The 11999-nt window shown below is 68.9% G+C and carries 10 protein-coding genes and 1 riboswitch; of the genes, 4 read left to right on the top strand and 6 right to left on the bottom strand.

The genetic code is table 11. The annotated features are described in order from the left end of the window. Nucleotides 1-35 precede the first annotated feature (35 nt). On the top strand, nucleotides 36-1805 hold the full coding sequence (locus tag EU805_RS11105) for a trypsin-like peptidase domain-containing protein (RefSeq protein ID WP_129764044.1): 1770 nt from the start codon (nucleotides 36-38) through the stop codon (nucleotides 1803-1805). 54 nt (nucleotides 1806-1859) lie between these two features. Here EU805_RS11105 and EU805_RS11100 read toward each other — a convergent pair whose 3' ends face one another. From EU805_RS11100 to EU805_RS11090, 3 genes are all read right to left on the bottom strand, one after another. Next, nucleotides 1860-3308, bottom strand: a complete 1449-nt coding sequence (locus tag EU805_RS11100) for a TrkH family potassium uptake protein (protein ID WP_129764043.1) — start codon at nucleotides 3306-3308, stop codon at nucleotides 1860-1862. 196 nt (nucleotides 3309-3504) lie between these two features. Then, entirely contained in the window at nucleotides 3505-4605 is a 1101-nt protein-coding gene (folE2, locus tag EU805_RS11095; protein WP_129764042.1) for a GTP cyclohydrolase FolE2, read from the bottom strand. A 72-nt stretch (nucleotides 4606-4677) separates the two neighbouring features. Further along, nucleotides 4678-5862, bottom strand: coding sequence for an aminotransferase class V-fold PLP-dependent enzyme (locus EU805_RS11090; RefSeq protein WP_129764041.1), 1185 nt, complete (start codon nucleotides 5860-5862; stop codon nucleotides 4678-4680). 45 nt (nucleotides 5863-5907) lie between these two features. After that, nucleotides 5908-5985, bottom strand: a riboswitch (SAM riboswitch). Between the two features lie 130 nt (nucleotides 5986-6115). Between EU805_RS11090 and EU805_RS11085 the strand changes: the two genes are divergently transcribed. Both EU805_RS11085 and EU805_RS11080 read left to right on the top strand, forming a co-directional pair. Beyond that, the gene (locus tag EU805_RS11085; RefSeq protein ID WP_129764040.1) at nucleotides 6116-6769 is read left to right on the top strand and encodes a glutathione S-transferase family protein; all 654 of its coding nucleotides are present in this window, start codon (nucleotides 6116-6118) and stop codon (nucleotides 6767-6769) included. A 56-nt stretch (nucleotides 6770-6825) separates the two neighbouring features. Further along, nucleotides 6826-7155, top strand: coding sequence for a PilZ domain-containing protein (locus tag EU805_RS11080; RefSeq protein WP_129764039.1), 330 nt, complete (start codon nucleotides 6826-6828; stop codon nucleotides 7153-7155). A 7-nt stretch (nucleotides 7156-7162) separates the two neighbouring features. On the opposite strand, the gene EU805_RS11075 is transcribed toward EU805_RS11080, so the two are convergent. Together EU805_RS11075 and ftsY are read right to left on the bottom strand one after the other, a co-directional pair. Further along, nucleotides 7163-7771: an inner membrane-spanning protein YciB gene (locus tag EU805_RS11075; RefSeq protein WP_129764038.1), complete on the bottom strand. Its 609-nt coding sequence runs from the start codon at nucleotides 7769-7771 to the stop codon at nucleotides 7163-7165. A gap of 36 nt (nucleotides 7772-7807) precedes the next feature. Next, nucleotides 7808-9082, bottom strand: a complete 1275-nt coding sequence (gene ftsY / locus EU805_RS11070; RefSeq protein ID WP_129764037.1) for a signal recognition particle-docking protein FtsY — start codon at nucleotides 9080-9082, stop codon at nucleotides 7808-7810. A gap of 114 nt (nucleotides 9083-9196) precedes the next feature. Between ftsY and EU805_RS11065 the strand changes: the two genes are divergently transcribed. Continuing rightward, on the top strand, nucleotides 9197-10096 hold the full coding sequence (locus tag EU805_RS11065) for a lytic transglycosylase domain-containing protein (RefSeq protein ID WP_129764036.1): 900 nt from the start codon (nucleotides 9197-9199) through the stop codon (nucleotides 10094-10096). Nucleotides 10097-10166: 70 nt separating this feature from the next. On the opposite strand, the gene EU805_RS11060 is transcribed toward EU805_RS11065, so the two are convergent. After that, nucleotides 10167-11846 (bottom strand): NAD(P)H-dependent oxidoreductase subunit E, encoded by a 1680-nt coding sequence (locus EU805_RS11060; protein ID WP_129764035.1) that lies wholly within the window; start codon nucleotides 11844-11846, stop codon nucleotides 10167-10169. Nucleotides 11847-11999 lie beyond the last annotated feature (153 nt).

Below are 11999 nucleotides of genomic sequence, written 5' to 3'. Positions count from 1 at the left end.
AGCCTCAAAGGCCGTTCACCAGGGATCCTTGTTCGATGACACGTACCACCCGTTCGCTCGCTCTGAGCCTGTCGCTTTCTGCCGGGCCCGCGCTCGCCCAGGAGGCCACCTGGATCCAGCTCGAAGCGCAACCCAGCGTCGAGGCCGCCATCACCCGCGCCCAGGTCTACGACCGCAGCCAGGACGATATCGCCGGTTTCTCCACCGGTGGGCGCTGGAACGCTGTGGTCGTGGGCCCGTTCTCCAGCCGGGCCGAGGCGGATGCCGCCCTGCGCGCCCTGCGCCAGTCCGGTGTCGCGCCGGGGGACGCCTTCCTGACCGACGGCGTCCGGTTCGACACCCAGATCTACCCCGATGCCGACGCCCGGGCCGCGGACGACGGCGCCACCGGCGCGACCCCCGTCTCCGAGCTTGACGCCGCCCCGCCCGAGGGCGACAGCCCCGCGCGCGTCACCATCGACACGCCCGCGGAGCTACCGGACGAAACCGTGCAGGAGGCCCGCGTCTCCGAACAGGCGCTGAGCGGCGAGGACAAGCGCGCCTTGCAGACGGCGCTCAGGTGGGCCGGGGTCTATGACGCGGGGATCGACGGCGCCTTCGGGCGCGGCACCCGTGCCGCGATGGAGGCCTGGCAGCTGCAGCAAGGGATGGAGCCCACCGGCGTGCTGACCACTCGCCAGCGCACCGCGCTGATCGAGGCCTACAACGCGGTGCTCGACGGCATGAACCTGCAACGCGTGCGCGACAGCGCCGCCGGGATCGAGATGCTTATTCCCACCGGGGCCGTGGAGTTCGTCGAATACGAACCGCCCTTCGCCCGCTTCGGTCCGCGTGGCGACGACCTCGAGGCGCAGATCCTGCTGATCAGCCAGGAGGGCGACCAGAACCGGCTTTTCGGCCTCTACGAGATCCTGCAGACCCTCGCCATCGTGCCCACCGAAGGCGAGCGGTCGCGCCGCGACGACGGGTTCACCATCACCGGCAGCAACGACCGTTACGAAACCTTCGTGACCGCCGCGCTGGAGGACGGCCAAATCAAGGGCTTCGCGCTGGTCTGGCCCGCGAACGACAGCGCCCGGTTCGCCCGCATCCGCGAGGAGATGCAGGCCAGCTTCACCCCCGTCGAAGGGGTGCTCGACCCCGCCCTCGCCCGCCCGGGAGAGGACCAGGCCGTCGACCTCGTGGCAGGCCTGCAGGTGCGCCAGCCGCAAGCCACCAACGCGGGCTTCTACATCGACGGCACGGGCTCGGTCCTGACCGCGCTCGCCGCGCTGGGATCCTGCGAGGAGATCACCCTCGACGGCGACACCGTCGCCACGATCCGCGCCCGGGACGAGGCGCTGGGCCTCGCGGTGCTGACCCCTGACGCCGAACTGGCCCCCCTGTCGCACGCCACCTTCCAGACCCAGGTGCCGCGCCTGCAATCAGAGATCGCGGTCGCGGGCTATCCTTACGGCGGGGTGCTGCCCGCGCCCACGCTGACCTTCGGGCGGCTTGCGGACATCCGCGGGCTGGAGGGCGAGGAGACCCTCAAGCGGCTGTCGCTGCCCGCCCGCCCCGGCGACGCGGGCGGCCCGGTCTACGACAACTCCGGCTCGGTGCTGGGGATGCTTCTGCCGCGCGCGGCGGATGCGGCCCAGGTCCTGCCGCAGGACGTCAGCTTCGCGGTCGACACCGAAAGCATCCTCGCCTTCCTGGCGGCCACGGGGATCGAGACCGCGACGACCGACACCCTCGCCTTCATGCCGCCGGAAGAAATCACGCTTCTCGCCGCCGACAGCACCGTCCTGGTCAGCTGCTGGTAGCCAAGGCGCCGCGCGCGGCGTCCGGCCCGGGCGCCGCCCGCGCGGGAGTGCGGGTCAGGCGCGCCAGAACCGGCGGCTGAGCAGCACCAGCACGACGATGATCTCCAGCCGGCCGATGAACATCGCGGTGGTCAACAGCCACTTGGCCGCCGGGTTCAGGCCCGCGAAACTGCCGGCAGGCCCGATCTCGGCGCCGAGGCCGGGGCCCACGTTGGCCAGCGCCGTCGCCGCCCCCGAAACGGAGGTGATGAAGTCCAACCCCGTCAGCCCCAGCAGGACCGAGAACAGCCCCAGCAGCAAGATGAACGCCACGAAGAACGCCATGACCGAGTTCATGACATCCTCTCCCACGGGCTTGCCGTCATAGCGCGGCACGAAGATCGCGTGGGGGCTGTGGATCTGCCGGATCTGCGTCTTGATCGAGGCGAAGAGCAGTTGGTAGCGGAACACCTTGATCGAACAGGCCGTCGAGCCCGCGCAACCGCCGATCAGCCCGATGAAGAAGAACATCACCACGGGCAAGGTCCCCCAGCGCATGTAATCCGCGCTGGCGTAGCCGGTCCCGGTGATGATCGAGGTCACGTTGAAGAGCGCCTCGCGGAAGGCAATTTCCGAGGCCGTCCCCTCGCGGTTCCAGACCCAGATCGTGATGACGCTCACGCAGACCGCGATGATGATCGCGAAGGTACGGATCTGGCTGTCGGTGAAAAGCGGCCGGTGCGCGCCGCCCAGCAACTGGACGTAGCGCACGAAGGGCAGGGCCGCCGCGAACATGAAGAACACCGCGACGTAGTGGATCGCCCCGCCGTAGGCCCCGAAGGAGGCGTCGCTGTTGGCCATGCCGCCGGTGGACACCGTGGTCATCGCATGGGTCGCGGCATCCAGCGGCGGCATCCCCAGCGCGTAGTAGATGATCCCGCAGGACAGCGTGATCGAGGCGTAGAGGCCCGAGATCCCCGAGGCGATCTGACCCGCCCGGGGCAGGATCTTGCCCATCGTATCGAAGGCCTCCGAGCGGAAGATCTGCATGCCGCCGACCTTCAGCTCCGGCAGGAACACCATCGCCACCACGATGATCCCGATGCCGCCCAGCCACTGCAGGATCCCGCGCCACAGCTTCAGGCCCGCGGGGAGCGCCTCGATGTTGCCCAGCACCGTGGCACCGGTGGTGGTCAGACCCGACATCGCCTCGAACAGCGCATCGGTGGGGCTGGACTGGGTTGCGCCGATCACGAAGGGGATCGCGCCGAAGGCTGGCAGGGTCAGCCAGACGAGAGAGGTGAGCAGAAACGTCTGCCGCAAGGTCAAGCCCGCCGAAACGCCGTTCTGGCAGGCCCCCGCCATCAACCCGCCGGTCAGCAGGCAGACGATCGCGGATTCCGCGAAGACGGGCCAATGCCCGTTGTCCGCGATCAGGTCCGCCGCCAGCGGGAACAGCATCGCCACGCCCAGCGTGGCGACGAGCAATCCGATCACGTATCCGACGGGGCGCAGGTCGATCATCGCAATGTCGTGGCGTCGGACCCCGGTCCTGTCAAGGCCCGCCCCCGCGCCGGTAATCGTGCCGCGCGGATGCGCGGTAACGGCGGTGCGGCAGGGCCTTCGATCGACCAACCCACGGGGATGCGCGGCGCGAAAGGGGGCTCCGCCCCCGTCGCGTGCCGCGCATCCCCCGGAGTACTTGGTGAAAAAGCGAGGATCAGGCCCCGTGGGCCAAGGTGGCGAAGGTGCGCGGGTCGAGCGAGACGGCCGCGAAGGTCGGCCCCTCGGTCAGGACCGAGACCGCGTCATGGCTGTGCAGGCTTTCCTGATGGCTGGCCATGACCCGGAAGTCTCCGATGCGGGGATCGGCGCGCAGCTGTTCGGTGAAGAGGCGCGCGGCGTCCTCGACGAAGATCGGGTTCGCGGCGTTGAGTTCGGCGAAGGCCTGTTCGTCCTCGCGCTTGACCATGACTTGCGTTTCCGTCGGCACGGCGGCGCGGGCCAATTCGATCAGGTCCTCGAACCACAGGACCGGCTGGTCCGGCGCGATGACCGCCGACAGGCGCGCCACGGACCGCTGGCTGTGCGGCGTGGCCAGTTGCCCCCGCGTCCGGCGCGCGTGTTCGGACAGTTCCAGCGAGCACGGGCAGGTCGAGGAATAGACGTAGTCGAGGTGCACGATCCGAAGCCGCTCACCCCCGCGGTCGACGACCTCCAGCGCGATATCGTAATACTGGTAGCCCGCCAGCCCCGAGCGCAGGCTCTCGACCTTCATCGGGTAGGACAGGCGCATCTGCAGCCGCGCGTCCACGCTGTCCAGATCGCCGAGGTAGCTGTCCAGCGTGCGCGCCATCACGTCGAAGCTGAAGGTCTCCTCGGCGTAGTCGTAGAAGGTGCGCATGATGCGGCTCATGTTGATGCCCTTCTTCTCGGCCTCAAGGCTCACGGTGCCCGTGACGGAGGTTTCCAGCGTCCGCTCGCCCCCCGCCCGCGCGAGGTAGCGGATCGGCAGCCGGAAGTTCGAGATGCCCACGTGCTGGATCGCCGTGCGGGCGCCGCGGATCAGGCTGGTGGGGCCGTTCTGCAGATCGGGCAGACCCGCACGATAGGCCGCGTCGATCTTGAAATCCTCCGGGTAGGCATGTGCCAGCACCGGGTAGTCGGAGGCACGCGGCGCCTCCACCAGGTCCGCCAGCTCCGGGTCGAGCGGGATCGCCTCGCCGGGGGCCGCCCGCGCAGCCCAGTCGCGCAGAAGCTGCAAGGCTTCCTCGGCCTGCGCCCGGGTCGGTCCGGGCGCGTCGCGTGTGATCTTGTTCATGGCCGTCCCCCGCCCTTCGTCCACCCCATTAGATAGGAATTCACGCCCCGACGCCAAGACACCAAACCAGGTTCAGGTCCCGATCGCGTCGAGCGCCGCCGAAAGGTCGGCGATCAGATCGTCCGCATCCTCCAACCCCACCGACAGGCGGATCAGCCCGTCCGAGATGCCCAGGGTATCCTTCTGCTCCTGCGGCAGGCGTTGGTGGGTCGTCGTCGCGGGATGGGTGGCGATCGACTTGGCGTCCGCGAAGTTGTTGGAAATCGTGAACAGTTCGAGTGCATTGAGCATCTGGAAACACGGCCCCTTGCCGCCCTTCACCTCGAAAGCGAGCACCGTCCCGCCCGAAGACGCCTGCCGCTGTGCCAGCGCCTGCTGGGGGTGGTCGGGATGGGTGGGATAGCGCATCTTTCCCACATGCCGGTGGTCCGCCAGGAAGGCCGCGATCCGCTCGGCGCTGGCCGCCTGCGCGCGCACGCGCAGATCCAGCGTCTCGAGACCCTTGAGGTGCGTCCAGGCGGTAAACGGGTTCATCGCCCCGCCGGTGTGCTTCATGTAGGTCTCGACCGGGCCGCGGATCAGCTCGCGCGACCCGCAGATCGCCCCGCCCAGCATCCGCCCCTGCCCGTCCACGTGCTTCGTGGTCGAGACGATGGCGATATCGACCCCGGCCTCGGCCGCGCAGGAAAAGACCGGTGTCGCCATCGCGTCGTCCGCAAGCACCAGAGCGCCCTTGGCATGGGCCATCTCCACCACGGCGGCCATGTCCACCACTTCCAGCGTGGGGTTCGAGATGCTCTCGAAGAACACCAACCGGGTGTCGTCGCGGATCGCCGCGGCCCAGGCGTCCAGATCCGTGCCGTCGATCAGCGTGATCTCCACCCCGAACCGGCCCAGGACCTCTTCGAGCACGTAAAGACAGGACCCGAAGAGCGCCCGCGCCGCCACCACGTGATCGCCCGCCTTCAAGAGCGCCGTCAGCGCGCCATTCACCGCCGCCATGCCGGAGGTGCAGGCAAAGCAGTCCTCGTAGCCCATCGCCGCGGCCATCCGGTCCTCGAACATCCGCACCGTGGGATTGCCGTAGCGGGCATAGATGAACTCGTCGGGGCCCGCGCCCTCGAAGCGCGCCTGGGCGGCTTCGGCGGTGGGATAGACGAAGCCCTGCGTCAGGAACATCGCCTCGCTCACCTCTCCCCAGCCCGACCGCCGGGTGCCGTGGTGGATCGCTTGCGTGCGCTTGGAATATGTCGTCATGTCAGGCCCCTTCCGGGCAAAGAAAAACCCCGACGCCGCAGGCATCGGGGCTGGCCCCTCACCCTTTTAGCGGCATGTTTAACGTGGTCCGCAATCCGGCATCAAATCCCCACGCAGCCCCGGTTACGCCCCCGTCGACCGCGCGTCAAGCATCCCCGCTTGCCCCCCGGGGCGCACCGGCGCATCTTCATCTGGCCCAAATAAACTCCCGCCGGAGGCGTCCTCCCTCCGCAGCACGCGAAGGATCCCGATCATGCAAGACCCCATCGCGCTTTACTACTGGCCCACGCCCAACGGCTGGAAGATCTCGATCGCACTCGAGGAGTTCACCCTGCCCTACACCACGCATCTCGTCGACATCACCGCGGGCGATCAGCACGGGGCGGCGTTCCGCGCGGTCAGCCCGAACGGGCGCATTCCGGCGATCACCGATCCAGATGGTCCCGACGGCGCCCCCATCTCGATCTTCGAATCGGGCGCGATCCTGCAATACCTGGCCCGCAAGACCGGCCGGTTCGGCGGCGCGAACGAACGCGCACGCATCGCCGTCGACCAATGGCTCATGTGGCAGATGGGGGGCCTCGGCCCGATGGCGGGCCAGGCGCACCATTTCCTGAAATTCGCTCCGAACAAGGGGCACGAGATCCCCTACGCCCAGGACCGCTACCGCTCCGAGGTCGCCCGGCTCTACACCGTGATGGACACTCAACTGGCGCAGACCCGCTACCTCGCGGGGCCGGACTATACCATCGCCGACATGGCCTGCTGGGGCTGGGCCTCGCTTTGGGAAGGCCAGCAGCAAACCCTGGACGACAAGCCGCACTTCTCCCGCTGGCTGGAAGAGGTCGGTGCCCGTCCGGCGGTCCGTGCCGGCCAGGCGCTGCACCTCGACCTGCGGCCGTCGTAACCGGGGCTTTACCCGACCCCGTTAAGCCCACGCGGAACACACTGCGGGGTCCGCCCATGAACGAACGATTTCGGCCCAGACGATCTCCGACGGACTACCCGGTCAAGGTCCACCGCGGCATTGGCGTCCAGCAGGGGATCATTCAGGACGTGAACCCGAACGGTGCACGTCTTGCGGGGCTCACCGGCCTCGGGCGCTCCGACGCGGTCACGGTCGAGGTATTGAGCCTTCGCTTCCGCGCCACCGTGCGCTGGTGTCGCGGCGACCGGGCGGGGCTGAGCTTTCCCGTGCCCCTGCCCCCACGCATCGTCGAGACCATCCGGCGGTCCACCGGCAGCCCCCGTGCGGGGCGCCACAGCTCCACCGGTCTGCAGGAACTGCGATGACAGAGCTTCAGGTCGCGGCGTCGTCGTCCTTGATCATGTAGGGCTCCAGCGCGGTGATCTGCCACACGAGGAAGACCATCATCAAAGCGGGAAAGCCGAAGGTTTCCACCTTGACCCAGAGGTCGGTGGACTGAGTCCGCCACAGGACCTCGTTGAACACCGCGAGGAAGACGAAGAAGGCCGCGATCCGGCGCGTCAGCCGCATCCAGCCCTCGTGGCGCATCGGAATGAGCTCTCCCATCACCCACTCCAGGTAGGATCGCCCGCGCCATAGCCCCAGCCCCAGGATCGCCGCAAGGCAGCCGTAGACGATGGAGGTCTTCATCTTGAAGAACCGCTCGTCGTTGAACCAGGCCGTCAGCCCGCCGAAGAAGATCACCATGAAGGCGGTGAAGACCTGGATCCGGCTCAGCTTGCCGGTGAGCGCCCAGAGGATGCCCATCGCCACCAGCAGCACCGGCACGAAGATCAGGGTCGCCACGATGAACCCCGAATACTCGGTCCCGCCGATCAAGAACTGGCGTTCGTCGATGCGGGTGTAGACGATGAAGAAGATCACCGTCGGACCAAGGTCCAGCACCTGCTTGAGTACACCGTTGATCTTGCGTTCCGCCATATCGTCTCTCCTGAAGCCTTGTTTGGCGCCGTGCGCCTAGTCCCGGTCCAGCCCCACCAGCGCCGCGGCGAAATCCTGCGGGTCGAAGGCGTCCAGATCGTCGATCTGCTCGCCCACGCCGATGGCGTGGATCGGCATGCCGAACTTGTCCGCCAGCGCCACCAGCACGCCGCCCTTGGCGGTCCCGTCGAGCTTGGTCATCACCAGGCCCGAGACATCGGCGAGCTCCTGGAACACCTTCACCTGTTGCAGCGCGTTCTGCCCCGTCGTCGCGTCCAGCACCAGCAGCGTGTTGTGCGGCGCGTCGGGGTCCTTCTTGCGGATCACGCGGACGATCTTGGACAGCTCCTCCATCAGGTCGGCGCGGTTCTGCAACCGTCCCGCCGTGTCGATCATCAACAGGTCCGCCCCGTCGGCCTGCGCCTTGGTCATCGCGTCCCAGGCAAGCGACGCGGGGTCAGAGCCATGGGCCGCCGTCATCACTGGCACGCCCGCACGCTCGCCCCAAACCTGCAGCTGTTCGACCGCCGCGGCCCGGAAGGTGTCGCCCGCGGCGATCACCACGGACTTTCCGGCGGCCCGGAACTGGCTGGCGAGCTTGCCGATGGTCGTGGTCTTGCCCGACCCGTTCACGCCGACCACCAGCACCACCTGCGGGCGGTGCGCGTAAAGCGGCATGGGGCGGGCGACCGGTTCCATGATGCGGGCCACCTCGTCGGCCAGCAACTGCTTGATCTCCTGCGTGGAAACGCGCCGCCCAAGCCGTCCTTCGGCCATGTTCGCGGTGACGCGCAGGGCGGTATCCACGCCCATGTCGGCGGCGATCAGCACCTCTTCGAGCTGCTCCACCATCTCGTCGTCGAGCACCCGGCGCACGACGGGTGCAGCGGCCTGCGGCTTGCGGAACAGCCCGCCCAGCAGGCCGGACGGCCTGGCGGGCTCCCCGGCCGAAGCGGGCACCTCCAACGGCACCGGATCGCGCGGAGCGCTGTCGCGCGGTGCCGTCTCGCGCGCCGACGCCGGCGGCGCGGGGGGGGCGGAGGGCGGCGGCGTCTCTGACGCGGCGGGCGGCGCGGCGGGCGCTTCGGTTGCGGCAGGCGTCTCGTCGGGGGCGGGCGTCGAGGGGATCGGCGCCGGAGAAGCCTGCGGCGGGCGCTCCGGCGCGGGCCGCGGGTGCGGGACCTCCTCGACCGGCGCGGGCGCCTCGACCGGTTCTTCCGTGCCGCCATCCTGCACCACGGCGTCCAGCCCTTCGTCGATCTTCGAGGATGACCGGAACATCCGGTCCTTCAGTTTCTTGAAAAATGCCATCGCGTCCGACCTGACCTGCAGTTCCCCCCTAGCTAGTCGCAACCCCGGTCAAAGAAAAGGGAGCCGCGCGCCGGGGCGGTTGACGCCTGGCGTCCCAGCCCCTCTAACTCGGCCATGCTGCGCCTGATCGCCTTCCTTCTGCTGCTCGCCGGACCTGCCGCCGCACAGACCCCGATCGGGGCCGAGGACGGGCCCCATCGCCAGTGCAGCAGCGGGCGTTTCGGTCCGGTCCAGTGCATCCGCGCGGCGCATTTCGCCTACGACACCTGCCAGGCGATCCAGGTCTTCGCGGATCAGGGCGCCCTTCCCCGCGGCTTCTTCGCCCGGCTGATCTGGCAGGAAAGCCGGTTCGATCCCAACGCGCTGTCGCCCGCCGACGCCCGCGGCATCGCGCAGTTCATCGATTCCACCGCCCAGCTGCGCGGGCTGCGCGACAGCCTGAACCCCGCCGAAGCGCTCGAATTCTCCGCTCAGTACCTGGCCGAGATGACGCGGAAATACGGCAACGTCGGCCTTGCCGCCGTGGGCTACAACGGCGGCGAGCGCCGGGCCGAGGGGCTGATCGCCCGCACCGGCGGCCTGATGCCCGAGACCATCGACTACGTCCAGATCATCACCGGCCTCACCGCCGAGACCTGGCGCGACGCCCCGCCGGAGGACCACGACTTCCAACTGCAAGGCGACATGCCCTTCATGGAGGCCTGCCTCGACCTCGCACAGAACCGCCGTTTCACCGCCTATCCGCCGCCCAAGCAGGTCGTGAAGCCCTGGGGCGCGCAACTGGCCTTCGGGCGCAGCCCGGCGCAGGCGCGGGCCTCCTACGACCGGCGCACGCGGGCCTGCGGTTTCGACCGGGGCGCGGCACCGCTCGACATCGTCTTCGTGCGCAATCGGGTCTCGGGGCAACAAGGGTATCACATGGCGCGCGTCGGCGCGGACGACAGCCGCTCCGCCAACGCCATCTGCATAGAAGCCCGCCGCCGCGGCTGCGCCTGCGCGGTCTACGCGAACTGATCCGCAGCCCCCCGCCCCGGACCCGATCCGGTAGCCCGCGCCATTGAGCGCGCGCCCGGCCTCCCTCCGCTCAGATCTCGTCGGGGAAATGTGCCATCGTCAGCCGGATCGGGTTGGGTGCGGCCTGACCCAGCCCGCAGATCGAGGCATCGACCATGACCTGGCTCAGATCCTCCAGCAAGTCGCGGTCCCAGCGGTCGGCCTGCATCAGCTTCACCGCCTTCTCGCAGCCGACCCGGCAGGGGGTGCACTGCCCGCAGGATTCATCGGCGAAGAACTCCAGCATGTTCAGCGCCGCCGCCCGCGCGCTGTCCCGGTCCGACAGCACCACCACGGCGCCCGAGCCGATGAAGGTCCCGTGCGGCTGCAGCGTGTCGAAATCCAGCGGCACGTCGTCAAGCGACGCGGGCAGCAGCCCCGAGGACGGCCCCCCCGGCTGATAGGCCTTGAAGGCATGCCCCTCGGCCATGCCGCCCGCCGCCGCGATCACGTCGCGGATCGTAGAGCCCGCGGGCAGCAGATAGACCCCGGGCTGCGCCACCCGTCCAGAGACCGAGTAATTCCGCAAGCCGCGCCGCCCGTTCTTCTCGACCCCCGACAGCACCTCCGGCCCCTCGCGCATCACGCGGGCGACCCAGATCAGCGTCTCGACGTTGTGCACCAGCGTCGGTCGGTCGAAGACACCCTTCTGCGCCACGTAGGGCGGTCGGTGGCGCGGGATGCCACGCTTGCCTTCGATGCTTTCGATCATCGCGGATTCCTCGCCGCAGATGTAAGCCCCCGCCCCGCGGCGCAGGTCGATGTAGCCCGCCTCGACGATTCCGGCCTCGACCAGTTTCGCGATCTCGTCGCGCAAAATGCGGATCGCGGCGGGATATTCGTCGCGCATGTATAGGAACACGCGCGAGGCCTCGACCGCCCAGGCGGCGATCAGCATCCCTTCGAGAAAGAGATGCGGTGTCCGTTCCAGATACCAGCGGTCCTTGAAGGTCCCCGGCTCGCCCTCGTCGCCGTTCACGGCCATGTAGCGCGGCCCCGGCTCGGCCCGCACGAAGCCCCACTTCCGGCCCGACGGGAACCCCGCGCCGCCCAGCCCCCGAAGGCCGGACTCCGCCACCCGGGCCTGCACCGCCTCCCAGTCCCCGCTTTCGCGGCAGCGCAGCAGCGCGTCGTAGCCGCCCTGCGCGCGGTAGGCGTCGAGCGCTTCGTAAACGGGGATCTCCGCGTGGGTCTTCTCTGCCTCGACCGCCGCACGGACCTTGTCCACGGTGGCGTGGTCGACCGAGTAATGGCCCAGGTGCAGCGCGGGTGCCGTATCGCAGCGCCCCATGCAGGGTGCGCGCACCACCCGCACCCGATCGGCGGGCAGGTCGTCCTGCAGCGCCTGTTTCAGCGCCTGCGCGCCGGCCAGTTCGCACGACAGCGACTCGCAGATCCGGATCGTCAGCGCGGGCGGCGGCGTCTCCCCCTCCTTCACCACGTCGAAATGGGCGTAGAACGTGGCCACCTCGTAGACCTCCGCCTGGCTCAGGCGCATCTCGTGGGCCAGCGCGCGCAGGTGTGCGGCGGACAAACAGCCGTAGGTGTCCTGGATCAGGTGCAGATGCTCGATCAGAAGATCGGCGCGGCGCGGGCGGTCGCCCAGCAGCTCGCGCACCTCCTCCCAGGCCTGGTCCTCGATCTGGCGGCCCTTGGGGGTCTTGCGCCCCTTGCCCTTGCCACCCTTCCAGACACCCTTGTCCGCTGCCATGATGCACCTTTCGTTCGCCTGGGCGCACCCTAACCTCCTGCCCCTGCCGTCACCATGCAAAAGCGACGCATCGCGCACCGCGACAGTCCCCTGACGCGCTTTGTCGCGCCCGCGCATTCGCCCGCGACAAGCGACGCCTGCGTCTGTTACACG

This window comes from Salipiger sp. IMCC34102 (assembly GCF_004145405.1).
Taxonomy (GTDB): domain Bacteria; phylum Pseudomonadota; class Alphaproteobacteria; order Rhodobacterales; family Rhodobacteraceae; genus Loktanella.
This window is presented reverse-complemented; position numbering and strand designations above follow the sequence as displayed.